Origin of the sequence: Herbiconiux sp. VKM Ac-1786, from assembly GCF_015350805.1 — a bacterium.
Lineage (GTDB): Bacteria > Actinomycetota > Actinomycetes > Actinomycetales > Microbacteriaceae > Herbiconiux.
Map to the genome: position 1 here is coordinate 445,410 of NZ_JADKSG010000001.1, position 22,433 is coordinate 467,842.

Here is a 22,433-nt window from a genome sequence, read left to right on the forward strand (position 1 = left end):
CTCCGAAAGGGAGATTCCTCGTGAAGCTCAAGCGCTATGCCGCCCCCGCGGTCATCGCCATCACCGCAGCCCTCGCCCTGAGCGCCTGCGCCTCGAACGAAGGCGGCGCGCCCGCCGCCGGCGGCTCCTCCGACGCCGCCACCACCTCGGCACTCTCCGGCACGCTGACCGGCATCGGCGCCTCCTCGCAGGGCTCGGCCCAGGAGGCCTGGATCGCCGCCTTCCAGACCGCGAACCCCGACGTCACCGTCAACTACGACCCCCAGGGCTCCGGCGCCGGCCGCGAGAGCTTCATCTCCGGTGCCGCCGCCTTCGCCGGCTCCGACTCGGCGCTGAGCGACGACGAGCTGGCCGGCGAGTTCGCCAGCTGCGCTCCCGACACCAAGGCCATCGACATCCCGGTCTACATCTCCCCGATCGCCGTCGTGTTCAACGTCGAGGGCGTGACCGACCTGAACCTCGACGCGGCCACCATCGCGAACATCTTCTCGGGCAAGATCACCACCTGGAACGACCCGGCCATCGCCGCGCTGAACGCCGACGCGACGCTGCCCTCCGCCCCGATCACCGCCGTTCACCGTTCGGACGACTCGGGCACCACCAAGAACTTCACCGACTACCTCGGCAAGGTCGCCCCCGAGGCGTGGGCCGAGAAGGCCGCCGACACCTTCCCCTTCCAGTCGGGTGAGGGCGCTCAGGGCACCTCCGGTGTCATCCAGGCCGTCACCAACGGCGTGAACACCATCGGCTACGCCGACGCCTCGAAGGCCGGTGACCTCGGTGTCGCCAAGCTCAAGGTCGGCGACGAGTTCGTCGAGTACACCGCCGAGGGTGCTGCCGCCGTCGTCGAGGGCTCGCCGATCGTCGAGGGCCGCGAGGCGAACGACATCGCCATCGCGCTCGACCGCTCCACCACCGACCCGACCCACTACCCGCTGGTGCTCGTCTCCTACGCGATCGCCTGCCAGGAGTACGCCGACGCCGCCCAGGGCGAGCTCGTGAAGGCCTACATCGGCTACCTCGCCTCGGAGGACGGCCAGTCGGTCGCCGCCGAGTCGGCCGGTGCCGCGCCGCTCTCGGCCGACCTGTCGTCGAAGGTCGCCGCCGCGATCGAGACCATCAAGTAACACCGCTTGTCACCTCTGTCCGGTTCCGGTCCCGCCCGCGGGATCCGGAACCGGACAGAACCGGGTCAGGGCCCATCCCGAACCCCGCTCCACACCAGCACCCGATGACTCCTCACCCAGGACGACAGGAGACGAGCTCCATGACCACCGCCCCCGTCAAGCCGGCCGCACCCCCGCGGCTCAAGGCCAAGCAACGGCCGGGAGACCGCATCTTCTCGACCGCCACGGTCGTCGCGGGCTCGCTCATCCTCGTCACCCTCGCCGCGGTCACGATCTTCCTGATCGCGCAGAGCATCCCCGCCTTCACCGCGCAGCCCGACGACCTCAAGGGCGGCGCCGAGAACTTCTGGGCCTACGTCGGCCCGCTGGTGTTCGGCACCATCTGGGCGGCGTTCCTCGCCCTGCTGATCGCCGTGCCGCTCGCGATCGGGATCGCCCTCTTCATCTCGCACTACGCGCCCCGCCGGCTCGCCCAGGGCCTCGGCTACGTGATCGACCTGCTGGCCGCCGTGCCCAGCGTGGTCTTCGGCCTCTGGGGCATCACGGTGCTCGCACCGTTCGTCCAGCCCTTCTGGTCGACCCTGGTCGACCTCTTCGGCTGGTTCCCGCTGTTCGCCGGCCCCGTCTCGGGCACCGGCCGCACCATCCTCACCGTCGCCATCGTGCTGGCCGTCATGATCCTGCCGATCATCACCGCCCTCAGCCGCGAGATCTTCCTGCAGACGCCGAAGCTGCACGAGGAGGCCGCGCTCGCCCTCGGCGCCACCCGCTGGGAGATGATCCGCACGGCGGTGCTGCCGTTCGGCCGCCCCGGCATCGTCTCGGCCTCCATGCTCGGCCTCGGCCGCGCCCTCGGCGAGACCATGGCCGTGGCCATGGTGCTCTCGCCCCAGGTGCTGATCTCCTTCGCCCTGCTGCAGTCGACGAACCCCACCACGATCGCCGCGAACATCGCCCTGAACTTCCCCGAGGCCCACGGCGTCGGCGTGAACGTGCTGATCGCGACCGGCCTGATCCTGTTCGTCATCACCTTCGCGGTGAACTTCATCGCCCGCGCCATCGTCAACCGCCGCAAGGCCTTCTCGGGAGCCAACTAGTCATGACGACGACCACCACTCCCCCCACGCGGCCGGCGGAACCCATCGCCAACTCGCTCACCACGGGCATCCTGCCCAAGTACGTGCCCTGGCTGCTGCTCGTCACCAGCTGGGTCATCGTCGGCTCGGTCTTCGTGATCCTGATGGCCGCCGGCGTCAACGAGAACTTCAACGTCGTCGGGGCCGTGTTCTTCGGCACCGCGCTCTGGGTGATCGTCAACTACGTCGTCTCCCGGGTCTACGAGGGCCCCCGCCCCGCGATGAACCGCTTCGTCACCTCGCTGGTGACACTGGCCTTCGTGATCGCGCTGCTGCCCCTGATCTCGCTGCTCTACACGGTCATCTCCAACGGCATCCCCCGCTTCGACCTGCCGTTCTTCAGCGAGTCGATGCGCAACGTGGTCGGCGAGGGCGGCGGCGCGCTGCACGCCATCGTCGGCACGCTCGAGATCACCGGCATGGCCACGCTGATCTCGGTGCCGGTGGGCCTGCTCACCGCCATCTACCTCGTCGAGTACGGGCGCGGCCACCTCGCCCGCTCGATCACCTTCCTCGTCGACGTGATGACGGGCATCCCCTCGATCGTCGCCGGTCTGTTCGCCTTCGCGTTCTTCGCGCTCATCCTGAACCAGCCGGGCATCCGCTTCGGCTTCGGCGGCGCCGTCGCGCTGTCGGTGCTGATGATCCCGGTGGTCGTGCGCTCCAGCGAGGAGATGCTGAAGCTGGTGCCGAACGAGCTGCGCGAGGCCGCCTACGCCCTCGGCGTGCCGAAGTGGCTCACCATCGTCAAGGTGGTGCTGCCCACCTCGATCGCCGGCATCACGACCGGTGTGATGCTCGCCATCTCCCGCGTCATCGGCGAGACCGCCCCGCTGCTGATCATCGCCGGCTTCACGCAGAGCATGAACTACAACCTGTTCAACGAGCGCATGATGACGCTGCCGGTGTTCGTCTACACGCAGTACGCGAACCAGGGCACGGATGCCCAGGCCTACCTCGACCGCGCGTGGGCCGGTGCCCTCACCCTCGTCGTGATCGTGATGGCCCTGAACCTCGTGGCGCGCATCGTCGCCAAGGTCTTCTCCCCCAAGCTCGGCCGCTGACGCGGCCTGTCGAACCCACCGCAACCCGAAGGAACTCGAGTGTCCAAGCGCATCGAAGTCAACGATCTCAACGTCTACTACAGCAGCTTCCTGGCCGTCGAGGGCGTCTCGCTCACGATCGAGCCCCGCACCGTCACCGCCTTCATCGGCCCGTCGGGCTGCGGCAAGTCGACCTTCCTCCGCACGCTGAACCGCATGCACGAGGTCATCCCCGGCGCCCACGTCGAGGGCGAGGTGCTGATCGACGGCAACAACCTCTACGGCCAGGGCGTCGACCCGGTGCTCGTCCGCCGCCAGGTGGGCATGGTGTTCCAGCGCCCTAACCCGTTCCCGACGATGTCGATCGGCGAGAACGTGCTGGCCGGCGTGAAGCTGAACAACAAGCGCATGTCCAAGAGCGACTCCGACGCGCTGATCGAGAAGTCGCTGCGCGGCGCCAACCTCTGGAACGAGGTCAAGGACCGCCTGAACGCCCCCGGCTCCGGCCTCTCGGGCGGCCAGCAGCAGCGCCTCTGCATCGCCCGCGCGATCGCGGTCTCCCCCGACGTCATCCTGATGGACGAGCCCTGCTCGGCCCTCGACCCGATCTCGACCCTCGCCATCGAGGACCTGATCGAGGAGCTCAAGTCGGAGTACACGGTCGTCATCGTGACCCACAACATGCAGCAGGCCTCGCGTGTCAGCGACCGCACCGCCTTCTTCAACATCGCGGGCACCGGCAAGCCCGGCAAGCTGATCGAGTACGACGACACCACGACGATCTTCTCGAACCCGACGGTCAAGGACACCGAGGACTACGTCTCGGGCCGCTTCGGTTGAGCTGACGTCGTCCCGCTTCCACGACGAAGCCCCCTCCCGATCGGATCGGGAGGGGGCTTCGTCGTGTGCGGGCCCGGTGCCGGGTGCGCGGCGGCTAGGCCGACTCGACCGCGAAGATGGGCTCGGTGGTGGGCTGCTGTGAGCCGCCGGCCGGTTCGACCGTGACGCCGACCGTGTCGCCGGCGCTCATCGTGCCCTCGAGCACGTGCCACGAGGTGCCGGACTCGGCGGCGGTGAAGGTGCCGGCCGCGACCGGGCCCTTGGCGTCGATGTACCAGGCCTCGTAGACCTTGCCCTCGGGCAGCTCGGGCAGGCCCTCGGCGAGCACGGCCGAGCGGCCCAGCTCGTTCGACCAGACCACCGTGGCGTCGCCGCCGCCGGCGACCGGCACGGAGGCCCGCTGCACGTCGGACGCCGCGGTGATGCGGGCGAGCTCGGAGGCCGAGGAGTCGGCCACGTCTGTCGTGGTGGAGCTGTTCACGAGCGCACTGCCGACGAAGCCGCCGCCCACGAAGAGGGCCGCGGCCGCGGCGACGGCCGCCACCAGGGTCGTGGGGCGGGCGAACCAGCGCAGGCGGGCCCGGTTCTCGGCCCCTCCGGCGGAGCGCGCCTCGACGGGGGCGGACTGGCCCACGGCGGTCGGCAGGCCCTCGTCGGCGCGGGCCGCGGGGGTCATCTCGGGGAGGTCGGCTCGAGCATCCGTCGCCGTCTCGGAGCGGGACGACTCGGTAGGCAGTGCGGGCAGCTGCGGGGTGAGCAGCAGCTTGGCCATGAGCTCGCGCTTGAGCTCGGGCGAGGGGTCGACGGGTGCGACCGAGAGCCCGATCAGGGCTGCGGTCTCGCGGAGCTCGTCGCTCTCCTCCCGCAGCGAGGCGGAGGAGCGGACGGCCCGCTCGAACTCGGCGGTCTCGGCGGCGGTGAGAGCATCGAGGGCGTAGGCGCCGGTAGAGACGCGGGGGTCGAAGCCCTCGCCGCTCGTGTCGTCGGTGCGGTCGGTCATGATGTCACCCCCAGGGCGTCTCGAAGTCGGATCATTCCATCGCGCAATCGTGTCTTGACCGTGCCCACGGGCACGGAGAGCAGGGCGGCGACCTCGGTGTGGCTGTAGCCGCCGTAGTAGGCGAGCGAGATGGCCTCGCGCTGGAGGGCGGTGAGCTGTGTCATGGCTCGCTTCACCCTCTCGTGCTCGATTCGGATCTCGACGGTCTCGCTGACGCTGTCGTAGTCGGCCTCGATGTCGCGGAGGCCGATCTTCTCGTCGCGGTCGTGACTGGACTGCGACGAGCGCACCCGGTCGACCGCGCGGCGGTGGGCCATCGTGAGGATCCACGACATCGCACTGCCGCGTGCCTGCTCGAAGCGCGGCGCGGTGCGCCAGACCTCGAGCAGCACCTCCTGGGTGACCTCCTCGGACTGCGAGTGGTCGATCAGGACGCGCCTGACGAGGCCGAGCACCCGGGCCGCTGTGCGGTCGTAGAGCTCGGAGAACGACTGGGCGTCGCCCTGGGCCACCTGCAGCAGCAGGCTCTCGAGGGTCGCGGCGGTCTCGACGCCTTCGGCGTCATCGCGCTGCCCTCTGTCTGTCGTCACGAGCTCAAGCATGACAGGTCACGCCTGGGTTCGTGCCGTTGGCACCTCGTCTGGTCACGATCGTTATTCGGAACCGAGCGTGCGGCGGATTGGCCGGGTCTTCTCAGGACTTCCCGGACGAGGAGGTGTCAGGCCGCAGAAACGCCTCTCGGCGGAAGGCCGCTCGTAGCGGCGAATTTTGGAGCCCGGGGTTACTGCGACCCGACGCTCCTATTTTACAACGGCCGTCCGGTGACGCGAATCGGGTCGGGTGACTCGGGCGAGTCGGGGCGGCCGGGCGGGTCGGCCGGGCGGGTCGGCCGGGCGGGTCAGTCGAGGCCGTCGTGCCGCCAGAGCGCGGCCGACTCGGCCAGCTCGTCGCCGATCGTCTCGAAGCGCAGGGCCCGCGTGGTGAGCGTGGTCGCCGTCTCGGGCGCCCCGATCTCGGCGTCGTCGGCGATGCTCACGCAGCCCTGCGCCATGATGCGGCAGAAGGCGGCGGCCCGGTCGAGCGCCACCGCGAAGTCGCCGGTGAACAGCCCGCGCAGGATGCGGTCGGCCAGCTCGGTGATCTCCTTCGGCCCGGTGGGCGACTCGGCGCCCGCGACCACCGGGTCGATGCCCTGGGTCATGGTGGTGCCGCGTTCGAAGAAGTAGCTGGCGAGCTCCGGGTCCTGCCTGATCAGCACGCGCAGCAGGTAGATGCGCCAGAGGCTGCCGGGCAGAGAATGAGCGGATGCTCGCGCCCACAGCTCGGCGATCGCATCGATCCCGTGGTCGTCGGTGAACGCCAGCAGGCGCTCGATCACCTCGGGCTGGGGGTCGTCGCGCACCCGGCTCAGCAGCGCGCCGGCCGTCTCGTGCGCCACCCGGTTCACGGTCGCGGGGTCGTCGCCGCCCTGGAAGGCCTCGAAGGCGGAGTTGCTGAAGAGCGCGGGGCGGTGGAAGTCGTCTGCCATGCGGTGATGTCCTGCCGGTCGGCGGTATGCGGTCGGAGTCTCCAACGCTAACCACCCTCCCGGCCTTCCCGCACCCGCCCGACGGCCCAGGATTTCGCGCTACCCTTGACCCCGAGGGCCTGTAGCTCAGTTGGCAGAGCATCGGACTTTTAATCCGCGGGTCGAGGGTTCGAGCCCCTCCGGGCCCACCCTCCCCCTCAGCGGCCCAGGCTGGCCATCAGGAGTCCGTAGCCGGCGCCCCACACGGCCAAGGCGGCGAGCGCCCCTACGACGGGCACCCACCACGAGCGCCGGCGGCGGGTCAGCCGCACGATCGTCCAGACGATCGCCGCGAGGTAGACGAGGGGCGGGCCCCCGAGGGCGATGAAGTAGCCGACGCCCATCAGGGTGAAGTCGCAGTCCGAGGCGAAGCCGCACCCGTCCGACACCATCGCCAGGAACAGCGACACGAAGGCGAGCATCGCGATCCCGATCGCGCCCAGCACGAGCAGCACGACCGCCGCCACGACGTCCCCCATCCGCGACGGCGCCGCCCGTCCCGTCCCGACCTCGAAGGCCGGCGGATACCCGCTCATCCCGCGCCCCTCCCCACCCGTCCGAACGCTCCGATCCTAAGACACGGGGCCGCGGCGCTCAGGGGGGCGGGGTAGCGTTCGGGGGTGGACGGGGTGTGGGAGGTCGTGGTGGCGCGGGCGGCCGCGCCGTCCGTGGTGGGGGTCGTCGTGGCGGTGGGGATCGCCGTGGGGGTCGTGGGGGTGACGCCCGCGTGGCGGGTGGCGCGGTTCGTCGTGACGTTGGCGCACGAAGGCGGGCACGCTCTGGCGGCGGTGCTGACGGGAAGGCGGCTGGCGGGCATCCGGGTGCACTCGGACACCAGCGGGCTGACCCTGTCACGCGGCCGACCGCGAGGGCCCGGGATGGTGCTGACCGCCGCCGCCGGGTACCCCGCGCCGGGGCTGCTCGGGCTGGCCGGGGTGTGGCTGACGGTCGAGGGGCACGCGGTCGCCGTGGCGGCCGGGCTCGGGGTGCTGCTGCTCGTGGCGCTGGTGCTCGTGCGCAACGTCGTCGGGGCGCTCGTGGTGCTCGGCACGGCCGCGGTGCTGGTGGGCGGCCTGCTGCTGCTCCCGAGCGGCGTCGGCTCGGCGCTGCCGCTCGTGCTGTGCCTCGTGCTCGTGGCGGGCGCTGTGCGGTCGGCCGTCGAACTGGGGGCGACCAGGCGGCGCGGGCGGGGCACGTCCGACGCGGATGCTCTGGCCCGCCTCACCCACGTGCCCGCCGCCCTCTGGGTGGCCGCCTTCGTGGCCGTCACCGCCGCCGCGGCCGTGGCGACGGCGCTAGTGCTGGGGCTGCTCGGTCTCGTGCGGTGAGCGGGGCTCGGCCCGGGTGCCCCAGCGGTTCCAGGCGAGGATGTAGATGGTCAGGCCGGTGACGAGGCCGACGATCACCCAGAGCACGACGAGATAGTCGATCCACGAGCCGACCGGCGGCGAGCCGGGGAGGAAGTTGCGGAGCGGGATCGTGGCGAAGATCATCGCGCCGATCCAGCTGGTGAGGGTGGCCTCGACCTTGCGGCGGCCGGTGTAGGCGCTGATCGCCACGAAGAGCACGAGCACGGGCACGACCGCCATCAGGCCGAGCAGCACGATGCCGAACGCCACCGTACTGGCCGAGCGGGTGGCGGTGATGACGACGGACGGGAGCGGGGTCTCCCCCTGTGCCGTGATGACGGAGTGATCGGTGTCGTCGAGGCGGTGGATCTCGAGCTGCCAGCCCGGAACCGAGTCGTGCAGGCAGACGGCCGTGGGCACGGCCACTCGCTCCGCGCCCTCGCCGGTGAACGCGAAAGTGGTCAGTTCGGAGCGGTAGCTGTCGAACGGCCACTCCTCCACCACACCCTCGGCATAGTCGGACTGCAGCGAGCTCGCCAGCGCCTCACCTTCGGCGAAGGACTGCACACGGGTGCCGTCGACCGGGAAGGTCAGGAGGCTGATCCGATGCCGGGGCGTGTAGTTGTCGTCGGACATCAGGCTGTCTGCCGGGTCGAGCGAGACCTGGAACTCCAGGCGCTGGTTCGCCGCCTGCACGGCCGCCGGCTGCAAGAGCACCGTCACGCCGTCGTCACCCTCGATCACCGTCTCGCACCCGTTGCTCGACGAGCGGAGCCCCGAGGCGTACAGCAGCACGACCACCGCATAGACCACCACGGCCACCACCGCGACGACCACCGTCAGCCACCGCCGCCGTCGCGGCCGGGGGCTCAGCTCAGTCATAGGCCGAGCATATCGATCGGCGGCGGCTCAGTTGTCCACGTCGGACGCCGGTTCGGGCATGATGCGCAGATCGCCGCGATTGGCCGCCTGCACCATCAGCTCGATCCACGCCCGGTTGATGGCGGCGGGCCGGCTGCCGTAGAAGCGGAAGCGCAGCGGGATCGACGGATGCACCCACAGCGTCTCGCGCCCGCTGCCCTGCCCGGGCTCCATCGTCCACGACAGCGAGAAGGCCTCGTGGTTGCGCATCTTCGTGAGGATCACGAGGCGCAGATGGGCGAGAAGACGGTCGTCCATCTCGATCTCCGCCGACATCGGCCCATAGATCAACAGGCCCAAGCCACGCTCCCAAACAGTTCAGGAGCCCACAGCCGTACTCCCGAAAACGAGCCTAACGCGGCGATATTTACTCCCCAAAACAGAGGGAAGGGGCTTGACAACGCCCCCGGTCATCCGATGAAACGGATTCCCCAGCTCAGCTCCCAGCGCTCCCCCGGCGCCAGCCAGCGCAGGCCCTGACCGCTGTTCAGCGCGTTCGCCGGCGCGGTCATCGGCTCGATGGCCAGGGCCCGTCGCGGCCCGTCGATCGACGCGAACGCCGGAGGGGTGAACACCTGCGCGTAGCCGAACGAGGCGTCGGCCCAGAGCTCGACCGCCCGGCCGTCGGGGGCCTCGACGCGATGGCGGCTGCGGCCATCCGTCACCCGCACCCCGCCGTACCCCTGGTCCATCGTGAGGTCGCCGATGCGCCGCCCGGCCGTCAGGTCGTGCTCGGTGCCGGCGACGGGCTCCTCCGACACGGGGATCTGCCCGTCGTCGGTGACGAAGCGCGTGCTCGCGTCGACCGTGAGGGTCAGCTCCTCGACCGGCACGTCGCCCACCCTGAGATACGGATGCGCGCCCACCGCCACGGGCGCCGCCGTCGCCGAGGCGTTCGAGAGCGTGTGCGTCACCGTCATCCCGTCGCCCGTCAGGCGGTGCCCGACCGTGGTGTCGACGAGGAACGGGTAGCCGTGCTGCGGGTGCACGGTGGCCGCCTGCAGCACCCGGTGCGCCTCCTGCTCGAGCACCCGGTACGCGGTGTTGCGCAGCAGCCCGTGGATGGCGTTGCCCGCTTTGGGCTCCGTCAGGTCGAGCTGCTGCGGCTCGCCGTCGAGCGTCCACCGGCCCTTCGCGACCCGGTTCGGCCAGGGCACCAGCACGATGCCCGCACCGCCCGGCGGGATGGCCGACTCGGCGAAGGGCTCGACCAGGTCGACGCCGTCGATCGAGAGCGAGCGGATGCCCGCTGCCACCTCGGTGACGACGCCGACCACGCGGCGCCCCTCGGCCTCGAGCGACAGGTGCTACTGCTCTCCGGTGGGTGCGCGCATGGCTCCACCCTAGGACGGCGTCAGCGCGCCCGGCGCTCCGCCTCGTCGATCACGTTCGCCAGCAGCATCGCGCGCGTCATCGGCCCGACGCCGCCGGGGACCGGCGAGAGGTGACCGGCGACCGACGCGACCCCGGGGTCGACGTCACCGATCAGCCGCGCCTTGCCCGTCTCCTCGTTCACCACGCGCGTGATGCCCACGTCGAGCACGGCGGCGCCGGGCTTCACCCAGTCGGGCTGGATGAGACCGGGCACACCCACGGCGGCGACCACCACATCCGCCCGCCGCACCTCGGCGGCCAGGTCGGTGGTGCGCGAGTGCGTGAGGGTGACGGTGGCGTCGACGCCCTTGCGGGTCAGCAGCAGCCCTAGCGGGCGCCCGACGGTGAGACCGCGGCCGACGACCACGACGTGCTTGCCCGCGAGCGGCACGTCGTAGCGGCCGAGCATCTCGACGATGCCGGCGGGCGTGCAGGGCAGGGGCGAGTCGAGCTCGCCGCCGACGCCCAGCACCAGGTGGCCGAGGTTCGTGGGGTGCAGGCCGTCGGCGTCCTTCGCGGGGTCGATCAGCTCGAGCATCGCGTTCTCGTCGATGCCGTTCGGCAGCGGGAGCTGCACGATGTAGCCCGTGACGGAATCGTCGGCGTTGAGCTGCTCGATGGCCGCGCGCACGTCGGCCTCGGTGGCCGTGTCGGGCAGGTCGACCCGCACCGACTCGATGCCGACCTCGGCGCAGTCGCGGTGCTTGCCGGCGACGTAGGAGATCGACCCGGGATCGGAGCCGACGAGCAGCGTGCCGAGCCCCGGGTGGATGCCGCGCGAGCGCAGGGCGTCGACCCGAGCGCGGATCTCGTCCTTCAGCGCGGTCGCGGTGGCGACCCCGTCGAGGCGCTCGGCTACCACTGCTCGAGGCCCGGGTAGAGCGGGAAGCCGTCGGTGAGCGTCAGCACGCGGGCGCGCAGCGACTCGACGTCGGGCTCGGGCTTCAGCGCGGTGGCGATGATGTCGGCCACCTCGGTGAACTCGACGTCGCCGAAGCCGCGGGTGGCGAGGGCGGGCGTTCCGATGCGGAGGCCTGAGGTGACCATCGGCGGGCGCGGGTCGAAGGGCACCGAGTTGCGGTTCACGGTGATGCCCACCTCGTGCAGGATGTCCTCGGCCTGCTGGCCGTTCAGCTCGGAGGTGCGGAGGTCGGCGAGCACGAGGTGCACGTCGGTGCCCCCGGTGAGCACGTCGACACCGGCACCGCGGGTGTCTTCGGCGGTGAGGCGCTCGGCCAGGATGCGCGCACCGCTGATGGTGCGCACCTGCCGGTCCTTGAACTCCGGCTCGGCCGCGAGCTTGAACGCGGTGGCCTTGGCGGCGATGACGTGCATCAGCGGGCCGCCCTGCTGGCCCGGGAAGACGTTGGAGTTGAGCTTCTTGGCCAGCTCGGTGTCGCGGCTGATGATGAAGCCGGAGCGCGGGCCGCCGATGGTCTTGTGCACGGTCGAGGAGACCACGTCGGCGAAGGGCACGGGCGACGGGTGCAGGCCCGCGGCCACGAGGCCGGCGAAGTGCGCCATGTCGACCCAGAGCTTGGCGCCGACCTCGTCGGCGATGGCGCGGAAGGCGGCGAAGTCGAGCTGACGGGGGTAGGCCGACCAGCCGGCGATGATGACCTGCGGCTTGTGCTCGAGGGCCTTGTCGCGCACCACGTTCATGTCGACCAGGAAGGTCTCGGGGTCGACGCCGTAGGAGACGGCGTTGTAGAGCTTGCCCGAGAAGTTGAGCTTCATGCCGTGGGTGAGGTGACCGCCGTGCGCGAGCTCGAGGCCGAGGATGGTGTCGCCCGGGGTCGCGATGGCCGAGAGCACGGCCGCGTTGGCGGTGGCGCCGGAGTGGGGCTGCACGTTGGCGTACTCGGCGCCGAACAGTGACTTGGCGCGGGCGATGGCCAGCTCCTCCGCGATGTCGACGAACTCGCAGCCGCCGTAGTAGCGACGGCCCGGGTAGCCCTCGGCGTACTTGTTGGTGAGCACGGAGCCCTGCGACTCGAGCACGGCGCGGGGCACGAAGTTCTCGGAGGCGATCATCTCGAGGGTGCCGCGCTGACGGCCGAGCTCGAGCTTCAGCACCTCGGCGATCTCGGGATCGACCTCGGCCAGGGGCAGGTTGAAGGTGTCGGACATGACGGGCTCCTTTTCGGCGTGACGGACTTGAAGGGGAGGATTCGTATCGACCCAGGCGCGCGGCCGAATCCCTGTCCGTCGCTTCCCGATGGTGACCATCTGAACGCCAGTTGCGACGGGGTCAGCCTACCTCAGGACCGGGCCGCGCGGCGAGTGATCATCGGGGTCGCGAGCAGCAGCGAGGCGCCGATCACGATGGCCACGAGGTCGACCCAGGGCAGCACCTCGAGCCCGAAGGTGTCGAGGAAGAGGGCTCCCGCGACGGCGCCGAGGCCGATGCCGACGTTGAAGGCGGTGGAGTAGAAGGCGCTCGAGGCGTCACGGATGGCCGGGTCGGCGACGTGCATCAACCGGGTCGCCATGAGCGTCGGGATGATGCCGAAGACGACACCCCAGATCGCGAAGGAGCCGATCGCGATGACGGGGTTCGCGGTGAAGACCGCGAGCACCAGCACCGAGGCCGCGGTGACGGCGAGCGAGACCAGCAGGCCGGTCGAGGGGCGCTTGCCGAACACCGAGCCGGCGATGACGAGACCGATGGCGCCGGCCACGCCGTAGACGAGCAGCAGCAGGCCGACGTCGCCCGCGGCGACGCCCATGCGGTCGATCATGAACGGCGCGATGTAGGTGTAGAAGGAGTAGTGCCCGACGGTGACGACGGCCGCGAAGATGCAGACCAGCGCCACGGCGGGGATGCTGTCGTTCCAGACGAAACGGCGGCGGCGGCCGGAGTCGGTGAGCCGCGCATCCTGAACCGCGTGCTTGAGGTGGTCGACCCGGGGCAGCATGAACCAGAGCAGCACGGCACCGAGGAGCGCGAGCAGGCCCACGGCGAGGAACGGGATGCGCCAGCCGAAGGCGTGACCCACGGTGGTGGCCAGCGGCACGCCGAGCACGAACGCGAGGGTGCCGCCGCCGGTGGTGAGGGCGACGGCGCGACCGATCTGCTCCTTGGGGACGAGGTGCGCGGAGTAGGCGCCGACGACGCCCCAGAACACGCCGTGCGCCATGCCGCCGATGATGCGCACGACCACGAGGAACTCGTAGCTCGGCGCCATCGAGGCGAGCACGCTGGTGACGGCGACCACGACGAGCACGCCGACGAGCAGCAGGTGCCGGGGAACGCGGCGGAAGAGGAGGCTGAGCGGCACGCTGGTGAGCACGACCGCGAAGGCGAAGAAGCTGATGAGCAGGCCGGTCTGGGACTCGGTGACGCCGAGGCTCGAGCTCATCTCGGGCAGGAGGCCCGTCGGGATCATCTCGGCGGTGACCGAGAGGAAGACGGCGGTCGCGAGGACGATCAGGCCGCCCCAGGGGAAGCGCTTGACGACCGGGATCGACCCGGTCTGCGGCAGAAATGTGGTCACAGCAGTGCGCACCATTCGAAGACTTCTCGAAATTCGGCGGACAGAGGAGGCTCGAGTGCCTGTTCCTGACGACCTGAAGCGCCGTGGCCAGGTCGAATCGGGGCGAATCGACTTCTCTCGCAGACGGCGACGACTTCGTACATGCCCGTGGCCGGACGATGACCGCGCGACCATTCACTATTCTAGCGGAGAGCCCGTTCCAGGCAAGAGGAGATCCGATGTCGATGCCGAGAAACCACTGGGTGCTGACGTTCGTCTGCGCCGACCTCCCCGGGATCGTGCACGCGGTCAGCGGCGCGGTGGTCGAGTCGGGCGGCAACATCACCGAGAGCCAGCAGTTCTCCTCCTCCGACACGGGCCGCTTCTTCATGCGCCTGCAGGTCGAGTCGGAGGCGGGCCGTGAGGTGTTCGAGGCCGCCCTCGCCCCGGTCGTCGAGCGCTACGAGATGGACTGGCGGCTCGACACGGTCGGCCGGCCGCTCCGCACCCTCGTGCTCGCGTCGACGGCGGCGCACTGCGTCAACGACCTGCTGTTCCGCCGCCGCGCGGGGCAGCTCCCCGTCGAGATCCCGCTGGTGCTGTCGAACCACGGGGTGCTGCGCGACCTGGCCGGCTTCTACGACGTGCCCTTCGAGTCGCTGCCGGTGACCTCCCCCGAGTCGAAGGCCGCCTTCGAGCGCCGGGTGCTCGAGGTCGTCGAGGAGCACGACATCGAGCTCGTCGTGCTGGCCCGCTACATGCAGATCGTCTCGCCCGAGCTCTGCGAGCAGCTGGCGGGGCGGATGATCAACATCCACCACTCCTTCCTGCCGGGCTTCAAGGGGGCGAACCCCTACAAGCAGGCGCACGCCCGCGGGGTGAAGCTCATCGGCGCCACCGCCCACTTCGTCACGAGCGACCTCGACGAGGGCCCGATCATCGAGCAGAACGTCGTGCGCGTCGACCACACCCGCACCACCGCCGAGCTGGTGGCCATCGGGCAGGACGAGGAGAGCCGCACCCTGACCACCGCGGTGACCTGGTTCGCCGAGCACCGGGTGCTGCTCGACGGCGCCCGCACCATCATCTTCCGCTAGGCGTGAGCCGGAGCGGGGACCGTGCGGGCGCCGCGGCTCAGCGGCGGACGCGGAGGTGCGTGACGCCGCCGTCGACCTCGAGGGCCGTGCCCGTCGTGGACGCCGACAGCGGGCTCGCGAGGTAGAGGATCGCCTGGGCGACCTCGTCGGGGCTCACCATGCGGCCGGTGGCCTGGCGGGCGTCGAGGGCGGCGCGCTCGGCGACCGGGTCATCGAAGCCCTGCAGCATCCGCTCGACGAACGGGGTCGCGACCGTGCCGGGGCTGACCGCGTTGACGCGCACGCCCTCGGCCACGTGGTCGGTGGCCATCGCGTAGGTGAGCGCCAGCACGGCGCCCTTCGAGGCCGCGTAGAGCGCGCGGTCGGGCAGCCCGTTGAGCGCGGCGATCGAGCAGAGGTTGACGATCGCGGCGTGCTCGGAACGGCGCAGCCACGGCAGCGCGGCCGCCGAGACGCGGGCCATGCCGACGACGTTGACGTCGAGCACGCGGGCCCACTGCTCGTCGTCATTCTGCTCCACGGTGCCCACCGCGCTGATGCCCGCGTTGTTCACCACGATGTCGATGCCCCCAAGGGCCTCGGCCGCGGCGTCGACGGCCTGCTGCACCGAGGCGCGGTCGGTGACGTCGGCGGTGACGAGCACGGCCCCTTCGGGGGCGCCCTCGGTGGCGCGGTCGAGCACGGCCACGCGGGCGCCGGCGGCGAGCAGCGCGGTCGCGGTGGCGGCCCCGATCCCGGATGCGCCTCCCGTGACGATCGCGGTCAGGCCGTCGAAGACGCCGCTCATGCCTGCACCAGCGTCTGCTCGGCGCGGCCGAGGCCGTCGATCTCGAGGGCCACGGTCGAGCCTGCGCGGAGGTACGGGTTGCCCGGGATGCCGAGGGCGACCCCGGCGGGGGTGCCGGTGTTGATCAGGTCGCCGGGGCGGAGCACCATGAACTGGCTGAGGTACCAGATGACGTGGTCGATGCCGAAGATCATGTTCGCGGTCGACCCGTTCTGGCGCTGCACGCCGTCGACCCAGAGCCGCAGACCGAGATTCTGCGGGTCGTCGACCTCGTCGGCGGTGACGAGCACCGGGCCGAGGGGGTTGAAGGTCTCGCAGCTCTTGCCCTTGTCCCACTGGCCGCCGCGCTCGAGCTGGAACTCCCGCTCGGACACGTCGTGCGAGAGCACGTAGCCGGCGATGTGGGCGCGGGCGTCGGCGGGCGAGTCGAGGTAGCGGGCGGTCTCGCCGATGACGACACCGAGCTCGACCTCCCAGTCGGTCTTGGTCGAGCCGCGCGGGATGAGCACCTCGTCGAAGGGCCCCACGATGGTCGAGGGGTCCTTCATGAACACGACGGGTTCGGCCGGGTAGGCCGCCCCGGTCTCGTCGGCGTGGTCGCGGTAGTTCAGGCCGATGCAGACGATCTTGCCGGGCGCCGCCAACGGGGCACCGACGCGGCCGCCGGCGGGCAGCTCGGGCAGCGAGCCCGCGGCCACAGCAGCGGCGGCCGCCTCGAGCCCTCCGGTGAGGAAGGCCCCGTCGATGTCACGGGTGACCGTCGAGAGGTCGTAGTGGATCCCGTCGATCTCGACCGCGGGGGTCTCGTGTCCGGGGGCGCCGATACGGCTGAATCTCATCGCGTGCTGTCCTTCGTCGTGGCGGGGGTGGTCGGTGCTGCGGGCGGGCGCGGGGCGAGCCCCGCCTCGTCGAGCTCGCTCCAGAGCTCGTCGGGGATCGTCACGGCGAAGCGCTCGGCGGTCGAGGCGGCCTGCGCTCCGGTGCGCACGCCGGCGACGACGCTGACGACGCCGGGGAAGCCGAGCGGGTACTGCAGCGCGGCGGCCGGGAGGGAGACTCCGTGCCGCGCGCAGACCTCGGCGATCTCGCGGGCCTTCTGCAGCAGCTCGGCGGGGGCCTGGGCGTAGTCGAAGGTCGCGGCCTCCGGAACCCGGTCGCTGCTGAGCAGCCCCGAGTTGAACGGGGCGGCGGCGACCACGCCCACCCCGCGCGCGACCGCGAGCGGCAGCAGCTCGTCGGCGGCGCCCTGGTCGAGCAGCGTCAGCCGGCCCGCGGCCATCACCACGTCGACGTCGGTGCGGCGCACGAACTCGGTCAGCATCGCCGAATGGTTCATGCCGGCGCCGATGGCTCCGACGACGCCCTGCTCGCGCAGCTCGACGAGGGTGTCGACGCCGGTGGTCGACGCGGCCTCCCAGTGCTCGTCGGGGTCGTGCAGGTAGGCGATGTCGAGCCGGTCGGTGCCGAGCCGGACGAGGCTCGCCTCGACCGAGCGCAGGATGCCGTCGCGGCTGTAGTCCCAGACCCGCCGGGTGGAGGCGGGCACCACGAAGCCCTCGTCGTCCAGCCGGTCGGCCGTCTCGGGGCTGTCGACGAGCAGCTTGCCGACCTTGGAGGAGAGCACGATCTCGTCGCGGGTGCCGGTGGCGGCGAGCGCCGCCCCGAGACGCCGCTCGGAGAGCCCGAGGCCGTAGTGCGGCGCGGTGTCGAAGTAGCGCACGCCGGCGGCGAAGCCGGCGTCGTAGGCGCCCGCCGCCTCCTCGTCGGTGGTCTCCTTGAACAGGTTTCCGAACTGGGCGGTGCCGAGGCCGAGCTCGGTCAGCGCGAGGCCGGTGCGGAGGGTGCGGGTCTTCACCGCACCGCCTCCACTGCCTCGGCTTCGGCCGGTGCCAGGGCGCGGCTCCAGTAGCCGCCGTCGGGGAAGGAGTACTCGGCCACGGACTGCTCGTACATCTCCGCAGAGTACCCCGGGAGGGCCGGGAGCACGTAGTTCCCGTCGACGACGATGCAGGGGTCGGTGAAGTGCTCGTGCAGGTGGTCGACGTACTCGGTCACCCGGCCCTCGAGCGAGCCCGAGACGGCGACGAAGTCGAAGATCGACAGGTGCTGCACGAGCTCGCAGAGGCCGACGCCGCCGGCGTGGGGGCAGACCGGCACCCCGAACTTCTTGGCCATCAGGTACACGGCGAGGATCTCGTTGATCGACGCCAGCCGGGCCGAGTCGAGCTGGCAGAAGTCGATGGCCTCGGCCTGGAACATCTGCTTGAACAGCACCCGGTTCATGCCGTGCTCGCCCGTGGCGACACCGATCGGGGCGACCGCGCGGCGCACGGCGGCGTGGCCGAGCACGTCGTCGGGGCTCGTGGGCTCCTCGATCCAGAGCGGCTTGAACTCGGCCAGGCGGTTCACCCACTCGATCGCCTCCGGCACGTCCCAGACCTGGTTCGCGTCGATCATCAGGTTCGCGTCCCAGCCGATCACCTCGCGGGCGATGCCGAGGCGGCGGATGTCGTCCTCGAGGTTCGCGCCGACCTTCAGCTTCAGGTGGCGGTAGCCCTCGTCGACCGACTCCTGCAGCAGACGGCGCAGCTTGTCGTCGCTGTAGCCGAGCCAGCCGGCGCTCGTGGTGTAGCACGGGTAGCCGCCACGCTGCTCGAGCTCGGCGATCCGCTGCCCGCGGGTCGACTCCATCTCGCGCAGCATCTCCAACGCCTCGTCGCGGGTCAGCGCATCCGAGAGGTACTGCAGGTCGGCGACGTCGACGAGCTCCTCGGGGCTCATCTCGGCGAGCATCCGCCACAGGGGCTTGCCCGCCTTGCGCGCCGCGAGGTCCCAGACGGCGTTCATCACGGCCGCCATCGCCAGGTGCTCGACGCCCTTCTCCGGGCCGAGCCAGCGCAGCTGCGAGTCGGACTTCAATGAGCGGTAGGTGCCGCCGAGGTCGCCCACCATCTCGTCGACGTCGCGGCCGATCAGCGGCAGGGCACGCTGGCGGGAGGCCTCGACGCAGAGGTCGTTGCCGCGGCCGATGGTGAAGGTGAAGCCGTGGCCGCGCAGATCGCCGTCGGTGCGCAGCACCACGTAGGCGGCGGAGTAGTCGCCGTCCTTGTTCATGGCGTCGGAGCCGTCCTGGCTGAGCGAGGTGGGGAAGCGGACGTCGTAGACGTCCACGCCGGTGATGATCGTCATCAGTGTGAACCGTTCGGTCGAAGGGGTGGAGAAAGTAGGGGTGTGCGGGTCAGTCGGTGTGGAAGATCTCGGGGAGCTCCTGCCACCACTCCCCCGGCGCCCGGCTCTCGAGCGGACGCTGCAGCGGCTCCTGCACGGCCCACCAGCGCTTCGTCGCCTCGTCGGCGGCGATCGCGGCCATGTCGGTCTCGTAGTCGTCGCCGGTGTACTCGAAGTAGGAGAAGAGCATCGCCCCGAAGCGGTAGATCGAGTAGTTGTGCACGTTGCTCTCCGCGAGCCGGGCGAGCACCTCGGGCCAGACGGCCGCGTGATAGGCCTCGTACTCCTCGCGGTTCTCGGGCGGCAGCCCGATCACCGACGCGACGCGCTTCACGAGGCCACCGCCACGCGGAGCGGCACGCCCTCGCGCTCGTCCGACTCGTAGGCGGCCTCGACGACCGCCATGGTGTGCAGCACGTCCTCCACCGAGGTGGGCAGCGCGTCGACCGAGCCCTCGACGTAGCGCTGAAGGGCGCCCATCGAGCCGATGAAGGCGTCGGGGAACCACGAGCCCTCGAACGGCAGCGGCGTCCAGCCCTTCTCGCCGGCGACGGCGAGCTCCAGCGCGTCCTCGCGGCCCCGCGGGTAGTCGAGCAGCAGGCCGAGCTGCGCGCGGATCGCGCCTTTCGTGCCCTCCCACTTGATGAAGCTCTCCTCGTGGGAGGGCCCGTAGTCGTGGTCGTGGTTCGTGCTCACGACGGCCCGCAGCTCGCGGCCGCGATAGCGCAGGATGATCGTGGACCGCGTCGTGGCGACGTCGGGCTTCGCGGGGTGGCGTCTCGTCACGGCGCTGACGCCGTCGGGGTCGCCGAAGAACGAGCGCACGAGGTCGAGGTAGTGCACGCTGTGCATGGTCAGCTCGAGCCGCTCCATCCCGAACACGTGCGGGAAGAGGTGCCATGGGGTGTCGACGGACACGCGCACCTCCATGTCGTGCACCTCGCCGATGGCGCCCGCGGCGATCAGCCGCCTGGCCTCGGCGACGTAGGGCGCGAAGCGGAGCTGGGTGTTGACCGCGGCCACGAGACCCTTCCGCCGGCAGAGCGCGGCGAGCGCCTCCCCCTGCTCGAGGCTGTGGCCGAGCGGCTTCTGGATGAGCACGGGGGCCCCGTCGGGCAGGGCCTCGAGGGCTGCCTCGTACTGCTCCGGCATCAGCGCGATGTCGTAGACCGCGTCGGCCGGGGCCTCGGCGACGGCCGCCTCGACGGTGCCGAAGACGTGCTCGATGCCGAACTCGGCGGCGAGGGCATCCGCTCTCTGCACCGTGCGGTTGACGATGCCCCAGACCGGGTAGCCCGCCTTGCGGTAGGCCGGGAGGTGGGCGTCCTTGACGATGCCGCCGGCGCCGATGACCACGATGGGTCTCGGATGCTCGGGCAGCCGGAGCGTGTAGGCCGCGGCCGGGTGGCGCTCGGGCAGGTCGTCGCGGTCGGGCAGGTCGCCGTGCATCCGCTCGTCGCTCATCCCTTCACCGCCCCGATGGTCTGGCCCCGCACCAGGAAGCGCTGGGCCCCGATGAACATCGCCAGCAGCGGCACCATCGAGATGACCGTCGCCAGCGCGAGCTGCGGCAGGTAGAGCTTCACGTCGAGGCCGGCCGCCACGGTGGCGTTGAACAGGGGGCTGGCGCCGATGAGCTCCTGGATGCCGATCGAGATGGTCTTGTTCTGCTGGCTCGAGGTGAGCAGCGCGAGCGGCAGGAAGAAGTTCGTCCAGTTCGCCACGAAGCTGAAGAACGCGACCAGCGCGATGGCCTGCTTCGAGATGGGCAGCGCGATCTCGAAGAAGGTGCGCAGCTCGCTCAGCCCGTCGATGCGCGCCGCCTCGACCAGCTCGTGCGGCATCGTCGTCATGAAGTGGATGTACGACAGGTAGACGCCGAACGGGTAGAAGCCCATGATCACGGCGACCGGCCAGAGCTGGCCCACCGCGTTGATGGCGTTCACCTCGAGGAAGATCGGGATGACCAGCACGGTGTTCGGCATCACCATGGCGAGCAGCGTCGCCATCAGGAAGGCCTTGCGGAAGCGGAAGCGCAGCCGGGCGAACGCGTAGCCCGCCGGGATGGCCGCGACCAGCGCGAGCGCCGCGCCGCCGACCGAGACGATGGCGGAGTTGATCATCCACTGCTGGAAGAGCCCGCCGTTGCCGGGGCCGAAGCCGGTGATCTGGTTCCAGCTGTAGACGATGTTCTCCCACGACATGCCGCCGAGGTTGAGGAAGCCGCTGGTGCCGGACTCGATGTTCTCCTGGCTGCCGAAGGCGAGGGCGATGAAGCCGATGATCGGCAGCAGGAAGGCCGCCGCGATCACGACCATCACGACGATGCGGGCGATGCGGCCGGCGTTCCACCGGTGGGAGCCGACGACGCGGGTGACGTCGCTGACGCGGTTCGGGCTGACGCGGGTCATGCGGTTCTCCTCGCCTTGCGCTGGGCGCGGGTCGTGCGGGTGCGCGCCTCGTCGCCGAACAGGCCGCTGCGGGTCACGATGATCAGGCCGATGCCGAGCGTGATCAGCAGCAGGATGATCGACAGCGCGGCCGCGGCGGGGAAGTTGCGGTTGGTGAACGCGAACGCGTAGCCCAGCTGCGTGGGCGCCCATTCGGCGACCACCGAGCCCGAGGAGATCTGCCTCAGCAGATAGGGCTCGAGGAAGAGCTGGAAGCCGTAGGCCAGGTTCATCAGGGCGGCGTAGCCGACCCAGGGGCGGATCAGCGGGAGCTTGACGTGCCAGGCGAGCTGCCAGGCGTTCGCCCCGTCGATCCGGGCCGCCTCGAGCACCTCGTCGGAGATGCCGTTCAGGCCGCCGTTGACGACCACGATCCAGGTGCCGATGCCCTGGAAGAAGAGCATCGCGGTGAGGATGAAGGGCATGTTGCCCGGGGTGATGACCTCTTTGTAGGTGCTCGCGCCGAGCCCCTGCCAGAGGAACGCGATGGGCGAGTTGACCGGGTCGATCAGGTACACCCAGAGCACGAAGTTGGCGATGCCGCCGAGGGCGCCCGGGATGTAGTAGACGAAGCGCATGGCCCCGCCGAAGCGGCCGGGGCTGGCGTGGATGAGCAGCGCCAGGGCGACGATGCCGACGATCATGATCGGCAGCCAGATCGCCATCAGCGTGAAGATGTTGATGAACGTCGACCAGAAGCGGTAGTCGCCCACCACGGTGGCGAACGACTCGAAGCCGCCGAAGCCCGAGGTCGGGTTCACCAGCGACGGTGCCCGCTGCAGGCTGATGACGAAGGCGTAGCCGATCGGGATGGCCGCGGCGACGAGGAAGAGCACGGTGTAGGGCGCCAGCAGCACCCAGGCCCCGAGGGTCTCGTCGCGGCGGAGCCACGAGCTGCGGCGGCGGCGGGCGGCCGGGCCCGCGCCGCTGGTGTCGGAGGGCGTCGCGGTTCTCGCGCGCTCCTCCAGGAGGTGATTGGTCACGTTGTTCCCCTGTGGCGGGCGCCGGCACGTGGCCGGCGCCCGCCCGCTCGGTGTT

Annotated in this window: 24 protein-coding genes, 1 tRNA gene and 1 riboswitch; of the genes, 7 read left to right on the forward strand and 18 right to left on the reverse strand. The window is 70.6% G+C overall.

Annotated elements, in window-relative coordinates; genetic code table 11:
- The first annotated feature begins 20 nt into the window (after nucleotides 1–20).
- The 4 genes from pstS to pstB all read left to right on the forward strand — a co-directional run bounded on the left by pstS (nucleotide 21) and on the right by pstB (nucleotide 4,146).
- Nucleotides 21–1,127 (forward strand): phosphate ABC transporter substrate-binding protein PstS, encoded by a 1,107-nt coding sequence (gene pstS, locus ITJ64_RS02150; RefSeq protein WP_194679181.1) that lies wholly within the window; start codon nucleotides 21–23, stop codon nucleotides 1,125–1,127.
- Nucleotides 1,128–1,267: 140 nt separating this feature from the next.
- Nucleotides 1,268–2,224, forward strand: coding sequence for a phosphate ABC transporter permease subunit PstC (pstC, locus tag ITJ64_RS02155; protein WP_194679182.1), 957 nt, complete (start codon nucleotides 1,268–1,270; stop codon nucleotides 2,222–2,224).
- Nucleotides 2,225–2,226: 2 nt separating this feature from the next.
- Complete coding sequence (gene pstA, locus ITJ64_RS02160) at nucleotides 2,227–3,327, forward strand: phosphate ABC transporter permease PstA (protein ID WP_194679183.1); 1,101 nt, start codon at nucleotides 2,227–2,229, stop codon at nucleotides 3,325–3,327.
- A gap of 39 nt (nucleotides 3,328–3,366) precedes the next feature.
- A complete protein-coding gene (pstB, locus tag ITJ64_RS02165) occupies nucleotides 3,367–4,146 on the forward strand; it encodes a phosphate ABC transporter ATP-binding protein PstB (RefSeq protein WP_194679184.1) in 780 nt (259 codons plus the stop codon).
- 94 nt (nucleotides 4,147–4,240) lie between these two features.
- Here pstB and ITJ64_RS02170 read toward each other — a convergent pair whose 3' ends face one another.
- From ITJ64_RS02170 to ITJ64_RS02180, 3 genes are all read right to left on the reverse strand, one after another.
- Nucleotides 4,241–5,146 (reverse strand): anti-sigma factor domain-containing protein, encoded by a 906-nt coding sequence (locus tag ITJ64_RS02170; RefSeq protein WP_194679185.1) that lies wholly within the window; start codon nucleotides 5,144–5,146, stop codon nucleotides 4,241–4,243.
- On the reverse strand, nucleotides 5,143–5,748 hold the full coding sequence (gene sigK, locus ITJ64_RS02175) for an ECF RNA polymerase sigma factor SigK (RefSeq protein ID WP_194679186.1): 606 nt from the start codon (nucleotides 5,746–5,748) through the stop codon (nucleotides 5,143–5,145). Before sigK ends, ITJ64_RS02170 begins: the two co-directional genes overlap by 4 nt.
- A gap of 296 nt (nucleotides 5,749–6,044) precedes the next feature.
- On the reverse strand, nucleotides 6,045–6,674 hold the full coding sequence (locus ITJ64_RS02180; RefSeq protein ID WP_194679187.1) for a DNA-directed RNA polymerase subunit beta: 630 nt from the start codon (nucleotides 6,672–6,674) through the stop codon (nucleotides 6,045–6,047).
- Nucleotides 6,675–6,789: 115 nt separating this feature from the next.
- On the opposite strand from ITJ64_RS02180, the gene ITJ64_RS02185 reads away from it, so the two are divergent.
- Nucleotides 6,790–6,862: transfer RNA gene (locus ITJ64_RS02185), tRNA-Lys, on the forward strand.
- Between the two features lie 9 nt (nucleotides 6,863–6,871).
- Here the strand turns inward: ITJ64_RS02185 and ITJ64_RS02190 are convergent.
- Nucleotides 6,872–7,249 (reverse strand): DUF6264 family protein, encoded by a 378-nt coding sequence (locus ITJ64_RS02190; protein ID WP_194679188.1) that lies wholly within the window; start codon nucleotides 7,247–7,249, stop codon nucleotides 6,872–6,874.
- Nucleotides 7,250–7,333: 84 nt separating this feature from the next.
- Between ITJ64_RS02190 and ITJ64_RS02195 the strand changes: the two genes are divergently transcribed.
- Entirely contained in the window at nucleotides 7,334–8,041 is a 708-nt protein-coding gene (locus tag ITJ64_RS02195) for a M50 family metallopeptidase (RefSeq protein ID WP_194679189.1), read from the forward strand.
- Here the strand turns inward: ITJ64_RS02195 and ITJ64_RS02200 are convergent.
- From ITJ64_RS02200 to ITJ64_RS02225, 6 genes are all read right to left on the reverse strand, one after another.
- Nucleotides 8,009–8,944: a DUF4436 family protein gene (locus ITJ64_RS02200; protein WP_194679190.1), complete on the reverse strand. Its 936-nt coding sequence runs from the start codon at nucleotides 8,942–8,944 to the stop codon at nucleotides 8,009–8,011. The two genes, ITJ64_RS02195 and ITJ64_RS02200, sit on opposite strands and share 33 nt — an antisense overlap.
- 27 nt (nucleotides 8,945–8,971) lie before the next feature.
- Entirely contained in the window at nucleotides 8,972–9,259 is a 288-nt protein-coding gene (locus ITJ64_RS02205; RefSeq protein ID WP_194679191.1) for a hypothetical protein, read from the reverse strand.
- A 134-nt stretch (nucleotides 9,260–9,393) separates the two neighbouring features.
- A complete protein-coding gene (locus ITJ64_RS02210) occupies nucleotides 9,394–10,260 on the reverse strand; it encodes an aldose 1-epimerase family protein (RefSeq protein ID WP_370544995.1) in 867 nt (288 codons plus the stop codon).
- A gap of 77 nt (nucleotides 10,261–10,337) precedes the next feature.
- Nucleotides 10,338–11,219: a bifunctional methylenetetrahydrofolate dehydrogenase/methenyltetrahydrofolate cyclohydrolase gene (locus tag ITJ64_RS02215; RefSeq protein ID WP_194679192.1), complete on the reverse strand. Its 882-nt coding sequence runs from the start codon at nucleotides 11,217–11,219 to the stop codon at nucleotides 10,338–10,340.
- Entirely contained in the window at nucleotides 11,213–12,487 is a 1,275-nt protein-coding gene (gene glyA / locus ITJ64_RS02220) for a serine hydroxymethyltransferase (RefSeq protein ID WP_194679193.1), read from the reverse strand. The genes ITJ64_RS02215 and glyA overlap by 7 nt, the downstream gene beginning before the upstream one ends.
- Nucleotides 12,488–12,529: 42 nt before the next feature.
- Nucleotides 12,530–12,611, reverse strand: a riboswitch (ZMP/ZTP riboswitch).
- 7 nt (nucleotides 12,612–12,618) lie between these two features.
- Entirely contained in the window at nucleotides 12,619–13,854 is a 1,236-nt protein-coding gene (locus ITJ64_RS02225) for an MFS transporter (RefSeq protein WP_370544996.1), read from the reverse strand.
- 218 nt (nucleotides 13,855–14,072) lie between these two features.
- Between ITJ64_RS02225 and purU the strand changes: the two genes are divergently transcribed.
- Nucleotides 14,073–14,930 carry a formyltetrahydrofolate deformylase gene (purU, locus tag ITJ64_RS02230; RefSeq protein WP_194679195.1) on the forward strand — a complete coding sequence of 286 codons (858 nt, stop codon included), beginning with the start codon at nucleotides 14,073–14,075 and terminating at the stop codon, nucleotides 14,928–14,930.
- Between the two features lie 37 nt (nucleotides 14,931–14,967).
- On the opposite strand, the gene ITJ64_RS02235 is transcribed toward purU, so the two are convergent.
- The 8 genes from ITJ64_RS02235 to ITJ64_RS02270 are packed head-to-tail and all read right to left on the reverse strand — an operon-like array spanning nucleotide 14,968 to nucleotide 22,378.
- Nucleotides 14,968–15,717 carry an SDR family NAD(P)-dependent oxidoreductase gene (locus tag ITJ64_RS02235; protein WP_194679196.1) on the reverse strand — a complete coding sequence of 250 codons (750 nt, stop codon included), beginning with the start codon at nucleotides 15,715–15,717 and terminating at the stop codon, nucleotides 14,968–14,970.
- On the reverse strand, nucleotides 15,714–16,556 hold the full coding sequence (locus ITJ64_RS02240) for a fumarylacetoacetate hydrolase family protein (RefSeq protein ID WP_194679197.1): 843 nt from the start codon (nucleotides 16,554–16,556) through the stop codon (nucleotides 15,714–15,716). Before ITJ64_RS02240 ends, ITJ64_RS02235 begins: the two co-directional genes overlap by 4 nt.
- Nucleotides 16,553–17,572, reverse strand: a complete 1,020-nt coding sequence (locus tag ITJ64_RS02245) for an aldo/keto reductase (protein ID WP_194679198.1) — start codon at nucleotides 17,570–17,572, stop codon at nucleotides 16,553–16,555. Before ITJ64_RS02245 ends, ITJ64_RS02240 begins: the two co-directional genes overlap by 4 nt.
- Nucleotides 17,569–18,906, reverse strand: coding sequence for an L-fuconate dehydratase (locus tag ITJ64_RS02250; RefSeq protein WP_194679199.1), 1,338 nt, complete (start codon nucleotides 18,904–18,906; stop codon nucleotides 17,569–17,571). Before ITJ64_RS02250 ends, ITJ64_RS02245 begins: the two co-directional genes overlap by 4 nt.
- Before the next feature lie 49 nt (nucleotides 18,907–18,955).
- Entirely contained in the window at nucleotides 18,956–19,279 is a 324-nt protein-coding gene (locus ITJ64_RS02255) for an L-rhamnose mutarotase (protein WP_194679200.1), read from the reverse strand.
- Complete coding sequence (locus tag ITJ64_RS02260) at nucleotides 19,276–20,409, reverse strand: Gfo/Idh/MocA family protein (RefSeq protein ID WP_228507624.1); 1,134 nt, start codon at nucleotides 20,407–20,409, stop codon at nucleotides 19,276–19,278. The genes ITJ64_RS02255 and ITJ64_RS02260 overlap by 4 nt, the downstream gene beginning before the upstream one ends.
- Complete coding sequence (locus ITJ64_RS02265) at nucleotides 20,406–21,356, reverse strand: carbohydrate ABC transporter permease (RefSeq protein ID WP_194679201.1); 951 nt, start codon at nucleotides 21,354–21,356, stop codon at nucleotides 20,406–20,408. The genes ITJ64_RS02260 and ITJ64_RS02265 overlap by 4 nt, the downstream gene beginning before the upstream one ends.
- Nucleotides 21,353–22,378, reverse strand: coding sequence for a carbohydrate ABC transporter permease (locus ITJ64_RS02270; protein ID WP_370544998.1), 1,026 nt, complete (start codon nucleotides 22,376–22,378; stop codon nucleotides 21,353–21,355). Before ITJ64_RS02270 ends, ITJ64_RS02265 begins: the two co-directional genes overlap by 4 nt.
- Nucleotides 22,379–22,433: the final 55 nt, after the last annotated feature.

Bases quoted from the DNA above. Each gene is read 5' to 3' on its own strand.
- ITJ64_RS02240 (WP_194679197.1), bottom strand. From the start codon at position 16,556: ATGAGATTCAGCCGTATCGGCGCCCCCGGACACGAGACCCCCGCGGTC.
- purU (WP_194679195.1), top strand. From the start codon at position 14,073: ATGTCGATGCCGAGAAACCACTGGGTGCTGACGTTCGTCTGCGCCGAC.
- ITJ64_RS02180 (WP_194679187.1), bottom strand. From the start codon at position 6,674: ATGGCAGACGACTTCCACCGCCCCGCGCTCTTCAGCAACTCCGCCTTC.
- ITJ64_RS02170 (WP_194679185.1), bottom strand. From the start codon at position 5,146: ATGACCGACCGCACCGACGACACGAGCGGCGAGGGCTTCGACCCCCGC.
- ITJ64_RS02260 (WP_228507624.1), bottom strand. From the start codon at position 20,409: ATGAGCGACGAGCGGATGCACGGCGACCTGCCCGACCGCGACGACCTG.
- ITJ64_RS02250 (WP_194679199.1), bottom strand. From the start codon at position 18,906: ATGACGATCATCACCGGCGTGGACGTCTACGACGTCCGCTTCCCCACC.
- ITJ64_RS02235 (WP_194679196.1), bottom strand. From the start codon at position 15,717: ATGAGCGGCGTCTTCGACGGCCTGACCGCGATCGTCACGGGAGGCGCA.
- sigK (WP_194679186.1), bottom strand. From the start codon at position 5,748: ATGCTTGAGCTCGTGACGACAGACAGAGGGCAGCGCGATGACGCCGAA.
- ITJ64_RS02200 (WP_194679190.1), bottom strand. From the start codon at position 8,944: ATGACTGAGCTGAGCCCCCGGCCGCGACGGCGGCGGTGGCTGACGGTG.
- pstC (WP_194679182.1), top strand. From the start codon at position 1,268: ATGACCACCGCCCCCGTCAAGCCGGCCGCACCCCCGCGGCTCAAGGCC.
- ITJ64_RS02265 (WP_194679201.1), bottom strand. From the start codon at position 21,356: ATGACCCGCGTCAGCCCGAACCGCGTCAGCGACGTCACCCGCGTCGTC.
- ITJ64_RS02190 (WP_194679188.1), bottom strand. From the start codon at position 7,249: ATGAGCGGGTATCCGCCGGCCTTCGAGGTCGGGACGGGACGGGCGGCG.
- ITJ64_RS02205 (WP_194679191.1), bottom strand. From the start codon at position 9,259: ATGTCGGCGGAGATCGAGATGGACGACCGTCTTCTCGCCCATCTGCGC.
- pstA (WP_194679183.1), top strand. From the start codon at position 2,227: ATGACGACGACCACCACTCCCCCCACGCGGCCGGCGGAACCCATCGCC.
- glyA (WP_194679193.1), bottom strand. From the start codon at position 12,487: ATGTCCGACACCTTCAACCTGCCCCTGGCCGAGGTCGATCCCGAGATC.